The organism is Thermanaeromonas toyohensis ToBE (assembly GCF_900176005.1).
GTDB classification, from domain to species: Bacteria; Bacillota; DSM-521; order Neomoorellales; family Neomoorellaceae; genus Thermanaeromonas; species Thermanaeromonas toyohensis.
In genome coordinates this window covers 392,501-412,905 of sequence record NZ_LT838272.1, presented here as the reverse complement: position 1 = coordinate 412,905, position 20,405 = coordinate 392,501, and the positions used below count along the sequence as shown (strand labels likewise).

Below are 20,405 nucleotides of genomic sequence, written 5' to 3'. Positions count from 1 at the left end.
TGATTTAAATCTAGAGCCACCCATCCTTTAAACATCAAGAAAAGCCAGGTTTGCATTGGCCAAACTAAAAAGTCCCCCTACCCGGAGTGGGGGACTGGAATCGGGCATAAAATAACCACCTCCCTATCCGCGTAGGTTGGTAAGTTAAAGGTCAACGGGCAGGTTTCCTGGCTCAGGTTCACCGGAACCTTACGTCTTCCCAGGGCTTAAAACCCCAGTGACCTAAATGTAAGGCCCCTCCCCTTCACAGTGGCGGGACCGCGCCGGATTCTCACCGGCTTCCCTTTTAACCCCTACCCTTTAAAGGTTAAGGGCACCCGTTACCTCCTACAGGCTATTTAATTTTAATATCCAACTATTCGAGTATAGTTTAGCATGGGTATTTATAAGTTGTCCATATCTATAGTAGAGTTTATAAGTTGTCCATATCTATAGTAGAGAAAGATATTCGAGGTAACCAGCGAAACGACTTAAGAAGGCTCATTACCGTTGAGCACTGAGTAAGGCCCATTCTATAAAGACCTTCCTTAATACACAATCTCCCCGGTAAGGCCTATCCACCCGTCCAGTATAAGCATAAGCGCGGGCTAGACACCCTCCACCACAAAGGAGTTTATCCGGGCAGTCCCGGCAGCCTTCCATATTTTCGACCTTCCGCTGCCACCACGGCTTCCCCTTGACTGCCTGTAGCAGGGAAAAATGGGGGTCCATAATGTTACCCAAGTAAAAATCCGGTAACTCGCTCAAAGAGGCACAAGGATAAACACTACCATCAGGTAGTATAGCCAAGGACTGGCCTGTAGTACCATAACAGTAATATAGGCGTCTATAGCCATGGGTTAACAAGTACTTTATACGTTCAACTTCCCGGAACCGTATAACTGGCCCACCTAAAGAGCTTATTTCCTGCGCCCGTCTTAAAGTAGCCCTAAGCTTCTGACGAAGAAGTTCTTCATCGGGAGGTAGAATTTCATTATCTTGGGCTCTCCCCAACGGCCGTACTAAATCCAAGGATAAACCATAAATATTCCCCAGATAAGCACATAATTCCACTAGCCTAGGAAGCTCTTCTGTACTCCTTCTGGTTAAAACAACGGTGAGGCCTACTTTAATCCCTTCGGCAGCCAAATTTCTTAAACCCTGAATAGTAGCCAAGGTAGAACCCCGGCCTCCTACAAAGGGTCGCAAAGAATCATTTACTTCTGGCATACCGTCAAGACTTACACCTAAGGAGAGGCCCAACCTTTTTAACTCCCGAACAAGGCCTGGGGTAAGTAAAGTTCCATTGGTCTGAAGCTGGAAAGTAGCTTTTAGGCCTTGCTCCCTAACATAAGAGATTATTTTTTTAATAAGGGAAAAATTGAGCAAGGGTTCACCACCCGAAAATTGGATCTTAAATGAGGAAGCCCTAGCAGCCACATAATCTACGGCCTGTTTAGCCACTTCCCAGGACATATTTTTCTTGCTTTCTCCTCCCCGGGCATAACAGTAACTACAGTATAAATTGCAGGCATCGGTAACGCGCAAGATCAACAATTTGATCTCTTCCATGGAATACCCATTTCCCCAACTTTTTCTTTAATAATTTGTCTCTTTACCATTTTCCTTCTCTACTGGTACCTACTGGCAAACTGGATATCTCTAATGTAGATTGTCCTTCTGTTTTAGCCTCTAGTTCTCCTTCTATCTCCAGGTACAGTTCTTTTAAGGCCGTCACCATATCAGATCGAGCCTGCCACATTCCGCGTTCGATAGCTTCCAAAAGCTGGGCCGTGATGGTCTGGAGCGCCCAAGGGTTAACTTTTTTAAACCATTCTTGCATATCTGGGTCCAGGGCATACTTTTGAGCTAAGGCTTCATAAAGCCAGTCATCTAAGACTTCCGCTGTAGCATCCCAACCAAAGGAAACTTCTACCAAAGAAGCGAAATCCGCAGCACCCTTGTACCCGTGACGCTTCATGCTTTCTATCCATTTGGGATTTAGTACCCGAGAACGGAAGATATGCCTTGTTTCCTCCTCTAGAGTGCGCACCCGTACCCGCCTGGGGTCACTGCTGTCACCGCTAAAGGATATAGGAGCCACTCCTTTTACGGCTTTGACTGCAGCCACCATGCCGCCATGGTAAGAATAGAAGTCATCGCTGTCAAACATGTCGATCTCCCGCGTATCCTCATTTTTTATTGTGGCTTCTACCGTTATGAGGCGACGGCGGAAAGTTTCTTTAGCTTCCTGGCCATATGCACGGCGGCTGTAAGCATATCCACCCCAGGTAATATAAACTTCCCCTAAGTCTCGAACATCTTTCCAATTTTTGGCTGCAATCAATGTGCTCACGCCCGCTCCATAGGTACCAGGAGCATCGCTAAAAATGCGCCATAGAGCCTGTTCCCACGCTCGTTCTTCTTCTACTCCAGCTGCTATTTGGGCCGCCACTTCAGCCTGTACATGGGCGGCAACGAAATTCATATCCTCCGGCTCATTGAGCCCGGCTACCATCTCCACCGCCCGGTCCAGCAGATGAATAACGTTTAAGAAAGCATCCCGGAAGAGGCCAGAAGCTCGTATAACTACATCCACCCTCGGACGCCCCAGTTCTTCCAAGGGTATAACAGCCAGGCCCTTTATCCGCCCGCTTTTTTCCTCCCATACCGGCCGTACCCCCAATAAATATAGGGCCTGCGCTATATCCTCACCGCCAGTACGCATGGTGCTGGTGGCCCAGATGACCATACCTACACTCTGGGGGTAAGCCCCCATCTCCTTTAGATAACGTTCAAGCAAGGCCTCCGCCAACTTCTTCCCCACTTCCCAAGCCGCACGTGTGGGTATGGCCTGGGGGTCTAGGGAATAGAAGTTGCGCCCTGTAGGAAGAATATCCGCCATACCGCGGGTAGGAGCGCCGGAAGGGCCGGGAGGGATAAAGCCTCCTTCCAGAGCCCTTATACAATTACCGATTTCTTGCTCCGTGGCTTTTAGGGCTGGCACCAGGCTAGAACAAATATAAATGCCTAAACGTTCTATCTCTTCATCCTGGCAACCCAATAACTCTTCTGTAATCCGGGAGAGGGCTTCCTTATTAAAACCGGAATCTGATAAGCCTTCAATAAACTTCCGACTCAGCTCCTCTATTTCGTCTAGGACCTCTGCATAAGTACGTCCCTTTTGAGGGTCAAAGTATCCGGGCTGTTCAAGAAGTTTTCTAAAATCGTACCCCTTTAAAGAAGCTAGTCGCTCCCGTAAGGAAGGAAGTTCACCGTTGGGAAAGCGCGTTAAAGAAAGAAGCATTTCCACCAGAGCCTTACCTTGAGGTGGTTGTCCTAGAATATGGAGACCATCCCTGATAAGGCTATCTTTAACCTCATAAAGGTAGGAGTGAAGGCGTTCCAGAAAGCTTTCCCAGTTAGCTTCTGCCTCTTCCCTCTTAAGGCCTAAGTCATACTCCAGTTTAGCAGCTTCTACCTTTTGCCAGATCAAGTTTCGGAGGGTAGGAAGCTTGCTATAATCTAAGGTTTTGGCCGTGTGGTATTCCTTTACCAGTATTTCTATTTCAGCCAATTCATCATAGGTTTCAGCCCGCGTCATGATAGGCGGAAGATGGTCAATGATACAAGCATGGGTCCGCCTTTTAGCCTGGGTACCTTCACCAGGGTTGTTGATAATATAGGGATAGACATGGGGCAGGTCGCCTATGGCTAGGTCGGGGAAGCAAGCTTCAGACAAACCTATCCCTTTCCCTGGCAACCATTCCAGAGAACCGTGTTTCCCAATATGAAAAACCATATCCGCCTGAAATACGTCCCGCAGCCAGCGATAATAGGCCAGGTAATGGTGAGGGGGAGCCAGATCCGGGCTGTGATAAATGGTAGCTGGGTCCTCCAAAAACCCCCGGGGTGGCTGGATGCCTATAAAAACATTTCCTAAGAGAATGCCTGGGATAAGGAGGTGGCCTTGATAGGTAAAAACCTCACCTGGCGGCTCTCCCCAATCCCGGCTTAAACGCTTTCGGGCAGGATCCGGGAAACTATTAAACCACTCCTGGTAGGTTTCCGCTTCCACCCGGGCCTCTGCTCGCTGGTCCAGTTCTCGCGGGTCCAGCCAGCCCCGCTCATTGGTCAACCCGGACAAAATCCTCTCCATAAGGGCTGCTCCATCCGGCGGTAAGTCCTCCACCCGGTAACCGGCCGCCCGCATGGCTACCAGCAGACGGTGCACGCTGGCTGGAGTATCTAGACCAAAGGCGCAACCTATCCGGTCGTTGCGCGGTGGGTAATTATGGAGGATAATAGCCACCCTTTTATCCCGGTTGGGTTTGCGCCGGAGCCAGGCCCAGCGCAAGGCCAGGGAGGCCACTTTATTTATCCGCTGGGGGATGGGTACATACCTAGTAAGGACAGCCCCAGTTAAAGGATCCTCCCCGCTCTCTTCCCGGGTAGCTATAGGCACGCTGATTAGGTTCCCGTCAAACTCAGGTAAAGCCACGCTAATAACTACGTCTAGGGGACCCAGGCCCTGCTGGCTTTTTTCCCACTCCTCATAAGGTGTTAAGGAAACGATAGCTTTAATCAGGGGCACGCCCAGCCGCTCGTATAACCCTTTTTCTCCTACCCGGCTAAAAGTAGGTGTAGCCATGGTCTGGGAAAACATGAGGGTATTGACCACTACATCTACTACTGGAAGGCCGTCCTGCATGAAATAATTTTCTAGTACCCAGGCCAAGCCGTGGCTACCTAATTCATCATTTCTGGTGGCGTAAAGGAAGACTGGAAGAGCCACTCCATTCCGTTTTTCTATTTGCCGAACGAGTTCATCGATAAAGGCTGTATTACCCGCTACCCAAGAACTCTGGTAGAAAAGAATCCCTATTACTGGCCTATTTTCTTTAAGTTTCTCCTTTAGGTAAGCGGCCGCCCTCTCTGGATCCGGGTAGTCCGGATGGTAAAAACCCTCCCACGGTAGGGGACGGGGTTCGGCTGCCACCACTTCTACGCCACCATAACGGCTAGCCGCCCAAAGAAGAAGGTTTTTAAGGTTTTCTTCCCCACCATAAGCGATATAAAGTCGCACCTGGCGGTAATCCTCAGGTTCCATATTGCTTAAAGAAAGAAGAAGTTGGCTGTCGTCTCCCACGGAAGGTACTACAGCCAAGGGAAGGTTATTCCCCCTGGCTAGTTGTACCAGATCTTGAAGCCCGGGCAGGGAATCTGGCCCCCCCATGAGGTGCACAATAATGAGATCAACACCACAGGCTAATTGACAAATTTGCCTGGTCGACTCTCCACCTTCTCCCCGGTGAGAAAAAGCCCTAACTTCTACTATCTGGCCATAATCCTGCTGTACCTTTAGGACAGCCCGGCTTAAAACACCTAATTCCCCTTCAATGGCTGTATAAAAGCATATTTTAAACCCCATTAAGCCTCCCCCTCTAATTTAAAAGCGCAGAAAAAAATCCTCCACCTACCTTGGTGGAGGATGTCTTTCCCCGCTCCCCTCCCTATCCGCGTAGGTGGGCAAGCTAAAAGTCAACGGGCAGGTTTCCTGGCTCAGGTTCACCGGAACCTTACGTCTTCCCAGGGCTTAAAACCCCAGTGACCTAAATGTAAGGCCCTCCCCTTCACAGTGGCGGGACCGCGCCGGATTCTCACCGGCTTCCCTTTTAACCCTTTACCCTTTAAAGGTTAAGGGCACCCGTACTTCGCTACTTCTTTTCTTGATTCCTACTTTAATTCCTACCTTAGGGCCTGGCAAGGTTTATGAAGTATCCTCCCCTTCCTGCCATCCATGCCGCCTACGGCACCTTCGCGGAGCTCCTGCCCCCCTTATTGAGCCCCTATTTCCACAGTGGGGACAAAACTCTAAGCTATCCTCTTCTGGCTCCCATCTCCTGCCACATTGGGGACAGCATATTCTTCCCACCAGCTGGTAGCAACCCCCCTCTACCTTAATAGCCTTCCCGCTAACTAAAGCTTCCGCAACCTTGGCCCGGGCTGCATTTAAAATCCGGGCAAAGGTGGGGCGGGAAACATGCATCCTAGCAGCGCAGTCTTCTTGTTCTAATCCTTCTAGATCTTTTAAGCGGATAGCTTCCAATTCTTCTAACGCCAGGACAACTTCTTCTACCTGTTCTAGAGGGATACCAGCTGGTTGAAAATAGGTAATACCCGGAATGAAAGCCACACGCCGACATTTAGGTGGTCTCGGCACTTTACTCCCCCATTTTTGCTTTTTATTTAATTGGGGCGTTAACAAAATTGCTCCTCCTTAATTTTATCATATTTTTGCCCTATCTTTAGCCTAGTGTTTCTGCAAAGTTTAAGTTATAGGAGTAAGCCAAAGTAAGCTAGAATTGAATTGATGTAACTTGATAATAAGATAAAGTGATAAATTAAGGAGTTGAATATAGGTTGCCTACCAAAATAATGCTTCCTAATTTTGTATATCAAGCTGTTAAAACTTTACAAGAAAAAGGTTATGCCGCCTGGGTGGTAGGTGGGGCCCTTAGAGATTATTGGCTGGGGCTTGAAGCCAAGGATTGGGATATCGCTACTAACGCCTTTCCAGAAGAAGTAATGAGCCTTTTTGAAAGGGCTATTCCTACTGGTCTTAAATTTGGAACCGTTACTGTAATGATAGAGGGTCATGCCCTGGAGATTACCACCTTCCGCCAGGAAAAGGACTATACGTTAAAAAGAAAACCTGGTCAAGTAAACTTTGGGGTTTCCCTAGAAGAGGATTTTAAACGCCGCGATTTTACTGTAAATGCTCTAGCCTACGATCCGGTAGCCCAAAAATGGTATGATCCTTACCAGGTCATACCTAAGCTTAAGTGTAAACTTCTAGAAATAAAAGCAGTAGGCAATCCTATAGAGCGCTTTGAAGAAGACCCTTTGAGGATGTTACGCGCTTTTTACCTTATGAGTCGCGCAGGAGCCGTGGGAGCCAAAATCTACTGGGATAAAGCCACATTAAAAGCTATATCTTCCAGCCTGGGAAAAATCCTTCGCGTTTCAGCAGAGCGTATACGGGAAGAACTCACCAAAATTTTACTAGGACCCAATCCCGACCAGTGCTTAAGAAAAATGCAACAAGTAGGCTTACTAGAAGTGATATTACCCGAGGTTAGCCGGAATCAGGGGGTTATCCAGGGAAATCAAAGTTATAAATTGGATGTATTTGAGCATATTCTAGCGGTAGTCCGGGAAATTTCCCCCTCTCCCCACTTGCGGTGGACGGCTTTGCTTCACGATATAGGAAAGTTTGCCTGCCGGAAGGAGGAAGAAAAAAATATACATTTCTATGGGCACGAAAAGGTAAGTGTAGAGCTGGCAAGACTTGTTTTGGAGCGTCTTAAGTTTAGCCGGGAGTTTAGGGAGAAAGTCCTCCACCTTATTAGCCACCACCTCTTTTCTTATCCCACCACCCCAGCCGGACTACGACGTTTCTTGCGCCGCGTAGGCCCAGAAGCGGTAGAGGATCTCCTGGAACTGAGACGGGCCGATATCTTAGGGACTGATCCTCAGGCTGATCTTTCACCCTTGGAGGAATTCTCCCAGCGCTTAAAAAAGATCCAGCAAGAAAGTTTAGCCTTTAGCCTTAAAAATCTCGCCATTAATGGTTACGACGTTATGGAACACTTAAACCTCTCCCCCGGCCCAGCGGTGGGTAAAGCCTTAAATTACCTACTGGAAAAGGTCCTGGAAGACCCCTCCCTTAACACCCGGGAAGCCCTCCTGGGTGAACTGAAAAGATGGGCTACTACCCACCTTCAGCAAAAGTAACCGGACTGCACACCTCCTCAAAGCGTTACCTCTACCGGGCCCATTATCCTTACTGTCTTCAAATCCACCCGGCACCGGTAGGCCACTATCTCTACCCCCTGGGTGACCACCCGCCTTAAGCTTGCAGCAAAGCAGGGATCTGTATCTTCATTGGGAGCAAAACGAAGGGCGTCCTCCCGTTGGATTAGAAATACTACCGCTGCCCGGCATCCTTGGGCTTTAAGTTTAGCCAGCTCTTCTAAGTGACGGGCACCCCGTATAGTTGGAGCATCCGGGAAGCGGGCTTCACCCTCCACCACCAGGGTTACAGACTTTACTTCTACGTAGCAGGGCAGCTGCTCCTCTCCTTCTAACAAAAAATCTAGCCTGCTTCCACCAACCCTTACCTCGGGCCTTACTATGCTGTATCCAGTAAACTCCGGAAGCTCGCCGGTCTCCACGGCTAAAGCAAAGATACGGTTGGGTAGTCGACTATCCACAGACACCAGTACGCTATCATAGCGCACCAGGACCACATCGAAGGTGGTCCGCCGATCCGGGCCAGCCCTAGGGGTTAAGTAAATTTCAGCCCCCGGCTGTAAAAGCTCCTTAAGCCTTCCTGGATCAGCTAAAAAGGCTAAAACTTCTCGCTCTCCCATTTTCGCCCGCACTAAAAACCGACTGATACGTTCGATAAAAGTTGCTGGATATAAGTTCGAGGGGAGGCTTAAGGACATAATAAACCTCCTAACAGTTACTAAACCGATTACAAAACCTGAAGGATCAAGCATTTTAAATAACAGGATTCCTCGTACCCTAAAAGCACAGGGTGATCCGGGGGTTGGCCACGCCAGGCCAAAAGGCGTAGCCTCCGGCGTGCATCCTTAGCTGCGCTCTGGATAATTTTTAAGAACAGCTCGGGAGGCATATGGTAAGAGCAGGAACAAGTAATAAGGAAACCTCCGGGTGTTAAAATCTTCATGGCTCTAAGGTTAATCTCTTTATATCCGCGTATGGCCCCTTCTAAAGCTTTCCTATTTTTAACAAAAGCCGGGGGATCCAGTATCACCACATCATAGCGTTCCTTGGCTTTATCCATAGCCCTAAGGGCATCGAAGACATTGGCTACCTGGAAGGAACAAATACTTTCTAAACCATTAAGTTCGGCATTTTGCCTAGCTAGCTCTATAGCTTCCTCCGAGATATCTAAACCCAAAACTTCACGGGCGCCGTAATAAGCAGCATGAAGACCAAATCCACCTGTATGGCAGAAACAGTCTAACACGCGAGCACCTTTTACCAGGGGACGTAAAGCGGCCCGGTTTTCACGCTGGTCTAAAAAATACCCCGTCTTTTGGCCTCGAGCTAAATCTACCCAAAACTTAAGTCCGTTCTCTACAATGGTTACTAGTGGGTCAAAAGGCCCTTTAAGAAACCCGCTACGTAATTCTAATCCCTCAAGGGCCCGGACAGGCACATCGTTTCGCTCATAAATACCATCTGGCCGGATTAAGTCCTCCAATATTTCTACCAAAACATCCTTGTGACGATCGATCCCTAAGGCTAGAGTCTGGACCACAAGATAAGAGGCGAATTTATCTACAATAAGTCCGGGCAGGAAATCCGCCTCAGCGAAAACCACCCGAAAAGAATCTGTGGGTGCCCCTCTAAGTATCTTCTGCCGGTAGTCCCAGGCCGCTTGAAGGCGCTGGCGCCAAAAGTTTTTATTTATCTCTTCCCGGGGGTCATAAGTTAAAAGTCGGATAGTAATCATAGAGGCCGGGTTAATATAACCCCGGCCCAAAAACTTGCCCCGCCAGTCTTCCACTTCTACAATATCCCCAGGTCTAAAATCACCGTATATATCCTCAATTTCCGTCTGGTAAACCCAAGGATGACCACTCTCTAGCCTTGCCTCTCGCCCTCGAGCCAACTTTATCCTGGCCATAAAACCTCACCGTTCGTTTAGTTTGCCTCGCCGTCTCTTAGTTTACTACAGAGCTTTGCTCCTAAAGCTATCCTTAAGTTTTTACTAACGAAAAGCTTAGTCAGCCCCATACTCCAGCCCGTATGCTGGCACAAAGTAACACTATGCTTAAAAAAGAAACATCTAAGCTCCAGTGGCCGACTGTAAGTTAACAACGTTCCATAGTTTTACCTAAATACTCCCCTACAATACGCATGGCGCAAAAATCGCCACACATGGAACAGGCTTCGGCTGTTTCTACGTTCCGTTTGGATCTGTAATGCCTAGCTTTAACAGGATCTAAGGCCAAAGATATTTGTTTTTCCCAGTCTAGAGCTTTACGAGCTTGGGCCATAGCCCTATCCCATTCCCAAGCCCCCGGGATCCCTTTTACCAGATCAGCCGCATGTCCAGCAATGCGGGCCGCAATAACCCCCTCCCGCACATCTTCTGCTGTAGGAAGGCCCAAATGTTCGGAAGGCGTAACATAGCAAATAAAGTCAGCACCAGCCGCAGCAGCTATTGCTCCTCCAATGGCCGCAGTAATATGGTCATATCCGGGAGCAACATCCGTTACAATAGGACCTAATACATAGAAGGGAGCTCCGTGGCAAAGGCGCTTCTGTAAAAGTATATTAGCCTCGATCTGGTTTAGAGGCACATGCCCGGGCCCTTCCACCATGGCCTGCACTCCAGCTTCCCTGGCTCTGTCTACTAATTCACCTAAGATGAGCAATTCCTGTATCTGCGCTCTATCTGTGGCGTCGGCCAAACAACCAGGCCGCAGGCCATCACCCAAGCTTAAAGTAACATCGTACCGCCGGGCTATCTCCAAAAGGCGATCATACTGGGCGTAAAGGGGATTCTCTTCCCTATGATGGAGCATCCATCCTACGAGGAAAGAGCCCCCACGGCTTACTATATCGGTAAGCCGTCCTTCCCTTTTTAGCCTTTCCACCGTTTCTAAGGTTACACCGCAATGCACAGTGATAAAATCTACCCCATCAGCAGCCTGAAGCTCAATCACCCGGAATAAGTCATCAGCGGTGAACTCTACCATACTACCATAACGCTTTTGAGCCTCTACCGTAACCTGATAGATAGGGACAGTTCCTACAGCTACCGGGGAGCGGGCCAAAACCTCCCTGCGACAGGCGTCAATATCCCCACCGGTACTAAGATCCATAACTGCGTCAGCACCTGCTTCTAAAGCTGCCTCTAATTTTTTTAGTTCTTGTTCTATGTCCGGGTAAGCTGTAGAAGTCCCTATATTGGCATTAACTTTGGTCCTTAAGCCCAAGCCGATACCGCACGGATCCAGGTTGGTATGGTTTTTATTGGCTGGTATAACTACTTTACCTTCAGCCACGCGCTGCCGTAAGATTTCTACATCTATACCTTCTTTAGCCGCCACCTTTTCCATTTCCCGCGTTATCTTTCCTTGTTTAGCCGCTTCTAGCTGTGTCATATGGTATACCACTCCTTTATAAGCCTTAAGTATAAATAAAATTTAAGCCCTTCCTCTAACAAGTTATTAAAAAAGTCACCCCGGGAAATAGGTGACTTTAAAAACTTTAAAACCCCACTTCCCTCCGCTGGTATTACCCAGAATCAGGTTCCAAGGGTTAGTGCCAAAGTAGCACTTCTCAGCCCTTCCGGGCACCCCCGGGGTATTGGTATACACTTTTTATATAACGATTAGATATAACTATATTCGCCATCCCTATAAATTTTCCTGCTAAAAAGAGGGCCTATGGAGAATAATAAAAAGGGCTTATCAAATAGCTTAAGGTGAGTTGGGTCACATGTCAAGTAGAAAAAAGAAAAACAACTTTAAAAAGGTGCAAGAAGAACTCCAACGTGCATTTAAAGCTGATAAAGACCTTAAAGGTTACGGCCTTAAAGTAGAAGTGGTAGAAGGGAAAGCCCGCCTTCAGGGTATAGTAGACACTTTAATAGAAAAAGAACGGGCCACTAACCTAGCCCAGGATATACCTGGCGTGGAAAAGGTAGATAATGCTATATCTATAAGTACCGATGGACCTATAACGGATAGCGAAGTGGAATTCGAAGTTGCTGAAGAGCTAGCTCAAGCCCCAGGGGTAGAACTCCAGCATATAGGGGGCAAAAGCCACCGGGGAACAGTGCTCCTTAAAGGAGAGGCTCTTAAGCCTCACGAAATAGAAGCTGCCCGCCGCGCTGCAGCTAAAGCCCGGGGTGTAAAAAGGGTAATAAGCCAGGTAAAAGTGAAAAAACCCCTTAAGACCTTAGAAGAAATTTTTCATAGTCAGGTGCGCAACGATAAAGAAGATAGCTAGTGGGGCTACCTCTGGGGTCAACAAAATTTTAAGGTAGGTCAGCTTATACTACGGATGTACTGCCTTTTTTCCTCTAAAAGGGTTTCATATTGGGCAGAGAGCTGTTCGCGGAAGCGTAACCACTCTTCTTGGAATTCGGGTAAAGTCTCCACATTGGGAAGGCGTAAAGGAACAACTTGTTTTCCCAAGCTACGCCCAGCTTGCGCCAGCCGCGCTGCATACTCTTCCTTTAAGTTAACATAAGCCTGCTCTAGGGCCCGAGCATAATACTGGAAAAGCATTTCTATTTCTTTAAACACTTGCTTAAGCGCAGCTTTATTCTTTTTAATAAGGAGAAGCCCCTCCATGCACCGGCGGTTGGTCTCCATAGAATTTCCGTCCCGCGGCAACCGGAGGTTACCCAAAAAGGTTTCTTCTACGCCTTTCACTACATGTGCCTTAGCCTTTCCATTAAATTTCTGTAACTCCTCTTCTAGATTAAAATCTTTATTGCTTAGGAATTGGGCTCCTAAAACCCTGCCCCGCGGTAAATTTTCTAGTTCTAAGATTTTCTCCTCATCTACCTCTATAGCCTTAGCCCGCTCGAGGGCTATTTCTAAAGCCGTCTTAACCTTATCCATATACATTTAACCTCCTATCTCCCTCTCTTTCTTGAAGCATTCGCCATAACCTAGGCTTTTAACCCTGGGTCAATTGCTTCCCCAAAGAATAGGCAGCCTCTAAAACATCTGGCCTTTTTAGGATCTCCTGATAGCCTTCTACTTCCCGTACAAGAAGCTCGCCCCAATAACTTATCCCTAAAACTTTAAAAAAATATTTAGTGGTCAGCACAGCACCTTCAAACAATTTAGCACCACGGGTAGCTCCTACAGCTATCAAAGCCCCGCGCCTAGCCACCACTTCCCTCTTACCCTCATTCCCTGTATCATACTTGCGATGCCAGAAAACTTGGCAACGATCAATCATAGCCTTAGCTTGGGCTGGCAGGCCGTAAAAATAAATGGGAGAGGCTAAAATTAAGGCATCGCTTTCTTTTAGCAGGGGGTAAAGCTTCTCCATATCATCCTGCTGGATACAATTCCCTTGTCGGCAAGTCTCACACCCTCGACAAGGCCATATATTAAGTTCTGCCAGGATTATCTTCTGGGTTTCCGTTCCCTGGTCTTGAGCGCCGCGTAAGGCAGCGTCCAAAAGGAGTTCCGAGTTACCTCTACGCCGGGGACTAGAAGCTATCCCTAACACTTTCATGTTTAGTATTTTAACACTTTACTACCTCCCTGTCGACGGTGGAAGGAATTAAGTTTGGTTGGCCCAAACTTTTAAGTTAGTGGAAACGGGGAAAGGCCGGGAAGCTATCCCGACCTTCCCCAACTAAGCATCTTAACAAGGCCTAGTCCAATTTAAGCTACCGGGGCTTTCTTTAACACTATCTTACCGTTCTCAGCCACGGCCTGGACTCTATCGCCTGGCCCAAACTTACCTTGGAGCATATCTTCTGAAAGCTGGTCTTCAATAAGAGTCTGGATGGCCCGTCGCAAGGGCCTGGCGCCATAAGCCTCGTCAAAACCCTCCTTCACAAGGATATCCTTAGCTTCTTCCGTGACTTCTACCTGAATGTTATGCTCCTTAAGGCGCTCATTGAGCTGCTTAAGCATCAGGTCTACAATCTTCTTTATATCCTCCACAGTCAAAGCATGGAAGACGATTAGTTCATCGATACGGTTAAGGAATTCCGGCCGGAAGGTACGGCGTAGCTCTTCCATGATCCGCTTCTTCATCTCTTCGTAGGATTCCGCCCCTACCTTTACCGCGCTTGCTTTGAAGCCCAGGGTTTCCCGCTTAATGGTCGAAGCCCCTACGTTAGAGGTCATAATAATTACTGTGTTACGGAAGTCTACCGTCCGACCTTTAGCATCAGTCAAACGCCCATCTTCCAAAACTTGAAGGAGAATATTAAACACCTCAGGATGAGCCTTCTCTATCTCATCAAAAAGAACCACGCTGTAGGGCCTGCGGCGTACAGCTTCTGTAAGCTGACCAGCTTCTTCATATCCTACGTAACCTGGAGGAGCACCCACCAAGCGGGAGACCGTATGCTTCTCCATATACTCCGACATATCAAGGCGGATCATGGCATCTTCGTCCCCAAAAAGGGCTTCAGCTAGGGCTCGAGCTAGTTCTGTTTTACCCACCCCTGTAGGCCCTAGGAAAATGAAGGAACCTATAGGTCGCTTAGGATCTTTAAGACCAGCTCTCGCCCGGCGGATAGCTCGCGCTACAGCGTGAACCGCTTCATCTTGGCCTATGACCCGCTGGTGCAAAATTTCTTCCAGATGAAGTAGCCGTTCGGTCTCTTCCTGGGCCAGCTTAGCTACAGGAATACCTGTCCAGCTGGAGACAATATAAGCTATATCTTCCGCTGTAACCGTAGACTTCTCCATCCCCTTTTCTTTTTCCCATTTACTCTTCTTAGCCTCTAATTCCTCGCGAATCCTTCTCTCTTCATCCCGCAACTGGGCTGCCTTCTCAAACTCTTGAGCGTGTACCGCTGCTTCTTTTTCTTTCTGCACTTCTTCCAACCGAGCCTCTAATTCTTTAACTTCCTTAGGTGCTGTGTAAATAGCCAGACGGACTCGCGAAGCAGCCTCATCAATAAGATCTATAGCTTTATCGGGCAAGTAACGATCCGTAATATATCGGTCAGATAACTTAGCCGCTGCCTCTAAGGCTTCATCTGTTATCTTGACGCGGTGATGGGCCTCATAACGGTCCCGCAGGCCCTTTAGAATAGCTATAGTCTCTTCCACTGTAGGTTCACTAACCATAACGGGTTGGAAGCGGCGCTCCAGGGCTGCATCCTTCTCAATATGCTTACGGTATTCATCTATAGTAGTAGCCCCGATGGTCTGGAGCTCGCCACGGGCCAGGGCGGGCTTTAAGATGTTAGCAGCATCTATGGCTCCTTCGGCCGCGCCAGCACCGATGAGGGTATGGAGTTCATCAATAAAAAGAATTATATTGCCCGCGGCGCGGATCTCATCTAGGACCCGCCGGAAGCGCTCTTCAAACTCGCCCCTGTATTTAGTCCCGGCTACCATACCGGACATATCTAGGGCTACTACCCTTTTACCTCTTAAGACCTCTGGTACCTGATTCTGTTCAATGCGCTGGGCTAAACCTTCCACAATGGCGGTCTTACCCACACCTGGATCGCCGATGAGTACCGGATTATTTTTGGTGCGCCGACTTAAAATTTGGATAACCCGTTCGATCTCTTTCTCCCGGCCAATAACTGGGTCTAGCTTGCCTTCCCGGGCCAAAGCTGTTAAATCCCGGCTGAACTGATCTAAAACTGGGGTATTGGTCCCCGGACGGTGAGTAGCTTTGGCTCCCATAGGAGCGCCCGCCGGCTGGAACCCAGGGATACCCATACCCCCCATACCAAAGGGTAGATTACCAAAGAGAATACCGAAGGGGGCTGCAGGCTGCTGTTGTGCACCGCCTAACAAGGCCATTATTCTCTCGCGCACCTTTTCGGGAGTAAGGCCTAAGGAGCCCAGTACTTGCGCGGCCAAACCCTCTCCTTCTTCCATAAGCCCCAAAAGTATATGTTCCGTACCCACATAGTTTACACCTTGGCGTCGAGCCTCTTCCTGGGCTAACTCTAGGACCCTCTTAGCTCTAGGGGTAAGGCCCAGCTCCCCTGGAGGTACCCCCTCCCCTGGTCGTACAGCTTTGCGTACCTCCTCCCGTACACTCTTAAGATTTACACCCAGGCTTGCCAAAGCCCTAGCTGCTACACTATCCCCTTCCCGCAAAAGGCCTAATAAAAGATGTTCCGTCCCCACCGCGGGATGATTAAGATGCCGCGCTTCCTCCTGGGCTAAACGTAAAACCCGGTGCGCTCTTTCTGTAAAACGTAAACCCATAAAATTATTTTCCTCCTTTCTAACAATATTCTAAGGTAAATAATTTCTAAGGTAAAAACTGGCTTTTCTATAATAAATTTTATAACCGAAAAACTTGCCCTGCTGGATAAGGAATATCCAACAAGGTACCTCGAATTAAGATGACCTACCCTGCAGGCGTTCCCGGATAAGATTAGCCCTCTGGACATCGCGTTCGTGAGGGGGCATCTCCCTTCCAGCTAGGTATTGCAGAAAAGCCGGCTGGATCATGAACATAAGTTGATTTATTACTCGTTGGTCTACCCCTCGTATTATCTTCATTTCTACCCCCAGCCTGACATCGGAAAGGAGTTTTAAGGCCTCTTGGCTATTCAAGATCCTGGCGTGGGCAAGTATTCCATAAGCCCTGCCCACCCGATCTTCTAGCTGCCAGCGGCTCTTTTTATAAAGATGCTCTCTTGCTGCCCGCTCCTGATCAGCCAATTGAACAGCTACAGCAGAAAGGTTGTTAATGAGCTCTTCTTCTGTCCGGCCTAAGGTGATCTGATTAGAAATCTGGAAGAGGTTCCCTGCCGCCTCTGTGCCTTCCCCATAAAGGCCACGCACAGCTAACCCCACTTTAGTTAGAGCAGATAACACTTGACCAGCCTGTTTGCTTATCACCAAGGCCGGTAAATGGACCATCACTGACGCCCTTAAACCCGTACCTACATTGGTAGGGCACGCGGTAAGGTACCCCCGTTCCTGATCAAAGGCATAATCTAACTCTTCCTCCAGGGCATCATCTAAGCTCGTGGCCATACGCCAACCCTCATGAAGCATAAGGGCAGGTAACAGACACTGGAGGCGTAGATGATCCTCTTCATTGACCATAATACTTATAGCTTCATCTTCCCTTAAGACCACTGCCTTTTCCCCGTTATCCCCTGCCAATTGGGGGCTTATAAGATGTTTTTCTACTAGTATCTGCCGCTCTAGGGGGGTCAATTCCCGGAGGCGCTGCAAGTACAACTGGCCTGAAGTTTTCTCTACTGTAGGGCTTTGAATGGCGCGGCCTACAAGCTGCACCACCCGGCCCTCCTGGCGGGAATCCATAAGATGGGGAAAGGGCATCCCTTTTAAATTGCGAGCCAGGCGTATGCGGCTGGATATGATTATGTCAGCATGGGGTCCGGAACCTTCCATCCACTTGCTCAAATGCTCTAAACGGATACCCATACTTATCCCTGCCTTTCCAGCTTAGCCTCTAGCTCACGGATGCGGTCACGGATTTGAGCAGCCTTTTCGAATTCTTCCCGCGCCACTAGCTCCTGTAGTTCGAGTCTAAGCCTTTCTATCTCCCGCATTACCCGTAAATTTCCCCCTGCTCGCCGAGGTACTTTCCCCCGGTGATGGTTGCTTCCGTGAAGCCGCCTAATTAAAGGATCCAGCCGTTTGGCAAAATAGCGGTAGCACTCGGGACAGCCCAGGCGCCCTGTCTGCTGGAATTGGGAAAAGGTAAGCCCGCACTCTCCGCAACGGGAGCTCCCCTGTTCTAGGCTTAACCCCAGGCTAGGCTCATAGTTCAATAGGCTGGCCAAGAACTTAGGTAAAGAGAAATCCCAGTGCCACTGGGGTTCAAGCTCTCGGGCGCATTCTTGACACAGATGGAGTTCAGTCTTTTGGTTATTTATAATTTGGGTAACATGGACGCTGGCCGGGTTCTGCTGGCAGCGCTCGCATAGCATTGGTAATTATCCTCCTTATTTTCACTACTAAAGGTCTTCTCGCAGCAGGGTTAAAAGTACTGATCTCAAGATGGCCGCGCGCACCCGGTCCCTTTCGGGAAGCTCAAGGGGTAGGGCCTGGCGGTGAATAACAGACTTAAGAAGTATTTTTTCTCTCTCTGACAGGAGCCCCTCCTGGCAAAGCCGGGCTAGAATAGCTTCGCCCGCCTCCTGGGAAACATATTCACCTATTACACTCTCCACCCATTCTTGAAAACGCTGGCGATCCCTTAAAGGTAAACGTATAATACGCACATAGCCGCCCCCACCCCGCCGGCTTTCCACTAGATACCCACGTTCCACAGTAAATCTAGTACCTAGGACGTAGGTTATCTGCGAAGGGACACAGGCAAAGACCCTGGCTAGCTCCTGCCGCTGGACTTCAATTACTCCTTCTGGATTAGAACTAAGGAGCCATTTCAAGTATTCCTCAATCCGGTCAGCTAAAGTCTTCCCTTCCATAGCACCACCTTTGACTAACTCTTACCTTTTGATTTTATTTGACCTTCTTATTCTTTTTATAGCGCCTAAAAAGCGCTCAGGCAAATCCTGTTATGGATTATTTTGGCCTATCCTACTCTATTTTAGCCCATTTTTGCAAGCGGAAGATAAATTGCCTCCTCTATTAATTTTTTTATGGATACTTCTTCCCCTTCTTCGCTATTTCCCTTTAAGGAGGAAAAACTACCGCAAAAGCGAATCCCTTTCTTAGAAGGTGGCTACCTTCTGGAAAACATCTACAAAAATTTATGGTAGTCTTCTAAGGTTCTCTAGCAAAGGTGGTTATCTAGTCTTATGTCTACTATCCTAAATACTTTAGGGCTCAAGGCTAAAGTCCAGCAGCACAAAACCCGCATTCTAGATACTCATAAGTATATACACTCCGCTGTGTTTTTACCCCTTATCCAGCAGGAAGATGGGAAATGTTCTTTGCTTTTTGAAGTCCGCTCCCGCCACCTTAAAACGCAACCCGGAGAAATATGTTTTCCCGGCGGGCATATCCAGCCGGAGGATGCTAATGAAGAAGAGGCAGCTTTAAGGGAAACCTGTGAAGAGCTAGGGGTTTCCCCTGGTACCCTCGAACCTTGGGGTGGTCTAGATATCCTTATAACTCCTTTTATGCAAATTATCCATCCTTTCGTAGGCCTGTTAAAGGAGCCCCAAAACCTAAAACCTAATCCGGAAGAGGTAGAAGAGATTTTTACTGCCCCGCTAGAGCTCCTCCTTAAGCTTTCCCCTGAATATCATGAGATAACTATCCGGGCCCAGCCTCCCGACGATTTCCCCTTTCATAAAATACCCCGCGGACGTAACTACCGCTGGCGGCAGGCCCGCTGGCCCGAATTATTTTACGAATTTGAAGGCCGCATCATCTGGGGATTAACTGCCAGGATACTACATCACTTCCTAAATATTATCAGGGCATGATCTCTCATGGAAATAAAAAAGCGCGTCTTCACGCGCCCCTTTTCTTATTGCAGGCTTTCTGGCAGCGACCTACTCTCCCGGGGGACGGACCCCCAGTACCATCGGCGCTGGAGGGCTTAACTTCCGTGTTCGGGATGGGAACGGGTGTTTCCCCTCCGCTATAACCACCAGAAAGCCTTCCTTCCCTTATATCCTCTTTTCTATACCCTCTATCTTCTTCTTAACTCTCCTTCTCTTCTTCACTTTGTAACCTATCCTTGGCCTTGTTCCCTCAAAACTGCATAGTGTGCTAGGGTCAAGCCCTCGACCGATTAGTACCGGTCCGCTAAAGGGGTTACCCCCCTTACACTCCCGGCCTATCTACCTGGTAGTCTTCCAGGGGTCGTTACCCGGCTTTCCCGGTGGGAAACCTTATCTTGGGGTGGGCTTCGCGCTTAGATGCCTTCAGCGCTTATCCCCTCCAGACTTGGCTACCCAGCGATGCCCCTGGCGGGACAGCTGGTACACCAGCGGTCTGTCCATCCCGGTCCTCTCGTACTAGGGACGGCCCCCCTCAAGTTTCCTGCGCCTGCGGTGGATAGGGACCGAACTGTCTCACGACGTTCTGAACCCAGCTCACGTACCGCTTTAATGGGCGAACAGCCCAACCCTTGGGACCTACTTCAGCCCCAGGATGCGATGAGCCGACATCGAGGTGCCAAACCCCGCCGTCGATGTGGACTCTTGGGCGGGATCAGCCTGTTATCCCCGGGGTAGCTTTTATCCGTTGAGCGATGGCCCTTCCATCCGGTACCACCGGATCACTAAGCCCGACTTTCGTCCCTGCTCGACCCGTCGGTCTCGCAGTCAAGCACCCTTATGCCTTTGCACTCCACGCGCGATTTCCGACCGCGCTGAGGGTACCTTTGGGCGCCTCCGTTACCCTTTAGGAGGCGACCGCCCCAGTCAAACTGCCCACCTGGCACTGTCCCTAGGCCGGTTCACGACCCCAGGTTAGAATTTCAGTACCCCAAGGGTGGTATCCCAAGGCCGGCTCCCCACCCCCTGGCGAGAGTGGTTCTACGCCTCCCACCTATCCTGTACATGAGGTACCAAAACCCAATGCCAGGCTACAGTAAAGCTCCACGGGGTCTTTCTGTCCTACCGCAGGTAACCCGCATCTTCACGGGTACTACAATTTCACCGAGCCCCCCGTCGAGACAGTGCCCAAGTCGTTACGCCTTTCGTGCGGGTCGGAACTTACCCGACAAGGAATTTCGCTACC

15 protein-coding genes, 2 rRNA genes and 3 riboswitches (1 of these 20 cut by a window edge) are annotated in these 20,405 nt (G+C 49.0%); of the genes, 3 read left to right on the top strand and 14 right to left on the bottom strand.

Going from position 1 to position 20,405, the window contains the following annotated elements; translation table 11 throughout:
• Positions 1-140: 140 nt before the first annotated feature.
• Positions 141-336, bottom strand: a riboswitch (cobalamin riboswitch).
• A 147-nt stretch (positions 337-483) separates the two neighbouring features.
• The 3 genes from B9A14_RS02020 to B9A14_RS02010 form a co-directional block, all read right to left on the bottom strand.
• Complete coding sequence (locus B9A14_RS02020) at positions 484-1,551, bottom strand: radical SAM/SPASM domain-containing protein (protein WP_084663523.1); 1,068 nt, start codon at positions 1,549-1,551, stop codon at positions 484-486.
• Between the two features lie 43 nt (positions 1,552-1,594).
• Positions 1,595-5,410, bottom strand: coding sequence for a cobaltochelatase subunit CobN (gene cobN, locus B9A14_RS02015; protein ID WP_084663521.1), 3,816 nt, complete (start codon positions 5,408-5,410; stop codon positions 1,595-1,597).
• Between the two features lie 99 nt (positions 5,411-5,509).
• Positions 5,510-5,705, bottom strand: a riboswitch (cobalamin riboswitch).
• Positions 5,706-5,749: 44 nt separating this feature from the next.
• Complete coding sequence (locus B9A14_RS02010) at positions 5,750-6,202, bottom strand: DUF134 domain-containing protein (RefSeq protein WP_084667005.1); 453 nt, start codon at positions 6,200-6,202, stop codon at positions 5,750-5,752.
• A gap of 200 nt (positions 6,203-6,402) precedes the next feature.
• On the opposite strand from B9A14_RS02010, the gene B9A14_RS02005 reads away from it, so the two are divergent.
• Positions 6,403-7,776 (top strand): CCA tRNA nucleotidyltransferase, encoded by a 1,374-nt coding sequence (locus B9A14_RS02005; protein WP_084663519.1) that lies wholly within the window; start codon positions 6,403-6,405, stop codon positions 7,774-7,776.
• A 17-nt stretch (positions 7,777-7,793) separates the two neighbouring features.
• On the opposite strand, the gene sfsA is transcribed toward B9A14_RS02005, so the two are convergent.
• The 3 genes from sfsA to thiC form a co-directional block, all read right to left on the bottom strand.
• A complete protein-coding gene (gene sfsA, locus B9A14_RS02000) occupies positions 7,794-8,492 on the bottom strand; it encodes a DNA/RNA nuclease SfsA (RefSeq protein WP_157109746.1) in 699 nt (232 codons plus the stop codon).
• Between the two features lie 29 nt (positions 8,493-8,521).
• On the bottom strand, positions 8,522-9,703 hold the full coding sequence (locus B9A14_RS01995) for a class I SAM-dependent rRNA methyltransferase (RefSeq protein ID WP_084663515.1): 1,182 nt from the start codon (positions 9,701-9,703) through the stop codon (positions 8,522-8,524).
• 187 nt (positions 9,704-9,890) lie between these two features.
• Positions 9,891-11,189 carry a phosphomethylpyrimidine synthase ThiC gene (gene thiC / locus B9A14_RS01990; RefSeq protein WP_084663513.1) on the bottom strand — a complete coding sequence of 433 codons (1,299 nt, stop codon included), beginning with the start codon at positions 11,187-11,189 and terminating at the stop codon, positions 9,891-9,893.
• 101 nt (positions 11,190-11,290) lie between these two features.
• A riboswitch (TPP riboswitch) is annotated at positions 11,291-11,398 on the bottom strand.
• Between the two features lie 128 nt (positions 11,399-11,526).
• On the opposite strand from thiC, the gene B9A14_RS01985 reads away from it, so the two are divergent.
• A complete protein-coding gene (locus B9A14_RS01985; RefSeq protein WP_084663511.1) occupies positions 11,527-12,039 on the top strand; it encodes a BON domain-containing protein in 513 nt (170 codons plus the stop codon).
• 38 nt (positions 12,040-12,077) lie between these two features.
• Here B9A14_RS01985 and B9A14_RS01980 read toward each other — a convergent pair whose 3' ends face one another.
• The 6 genes from B9A14_RS01980 to B9A14_RS01955 all read right to left on the bottom strand — a co-directional run bounded on the left by B9A14_RS01980 (position 12,078) and on the right by B9A14_RS01955 (position 18,175).
• Positions 12,078-12,659, bottom strand: a complete 582-nt coding sequence (locus tag B9A14_RS01980; protein WP_084663509.1) for a DUF6657 family protein — start codon at positions 12,657-12,659, stop codon at positions 12,078-12,080.
• A gap of 58 nt (positions 12,660-12,717) precedes the next feature.
• Entirely contained in the window at positions 12,718-13,287 is a 570-nt protein-coding gene (locus B9A14_RS01975) for a flavodoxin family protein (protein ID WP_084663507.1), read from the bottom strand.
• Between the two features lie 152 nt (positions 13,288-13,439).
• Entirely contained in the window at positions 13,440-15,968 is a 2,529-nt protein-coding gene (locus B9A14_RS01970; protein WP_084663505.1) for an ATP-dependent Clp protease ATP-binding subunit, read from the bottom strand.
• Positions 15,969-16,103: 135 nt separating this feature from the next.
• Positions 16,104-17,165: a protein arginine kinase gene (locus B9A14_RS01965; RefSeq protein ID WP_084663503.1), complete on the bottom strand. Its 1,062-nt coding sequence runs from the start codon at positions 17,163-17,165 to the stop codon at positions 16,104-16,106.
• Between the two features lie 2 nt (positions 17,166-17,167).
• Positions 17,168-17,674: a UvrB/UvrC motif-containing protein gene (locus B9A14_RS01960; protein WP_084663501.1), complete on the bottom strand. Its 507-nt coding sequence runs from the start codon at positions 17,672-17,674 to the stop codon at positions 17,168-17,170.
• A 27-nt stretch (positions 17,675-17,701) separates the two neighbouring features.
• Positions 17,702-18,175, bottom strand: coding sequence for a CtsR family transcriptional regulator (locus tag B9A14_RS01955; protein WP_084663499.1), 474 nt, complete (start codon positions 18,173-18,175; stop codon positions 17,702-17,704).
• Positions 18,176-18,508: 333 nt separating this feature from the next.
• Between B9A14_RS01955 and B9A14_RS01950 the strand changes: the two genes are divergently transcribed.
• Positions 18,509-19,141, top strand: coding sequence for an NUDIX hydrolase (locus B9A14_RS01950; RefSeq protein ID WP_084663497.1), 633 nt, complete (start codon positions 18,509-18,511; stop codon positions 19,139-19,141).
• Between the two features lie 56 nt (positions 19,142-19,197).
• Here B9A14_RS01950 and rrf read toward each other — a convergent pair.
• Positions 19,198-19,313 (bottom strand): 5S ribosomal RNA (gene rrf, locus B9A14_RS01945).
• A 119-nt stretch (positions 19,314-19,432) separates the two neighbouring features.
• Positions 19,433-20,405 (bottom strand): 23S ribosomal RNA (locus tag B9A14_RS01940) (it continues 2,054 nt past the right edge of the window).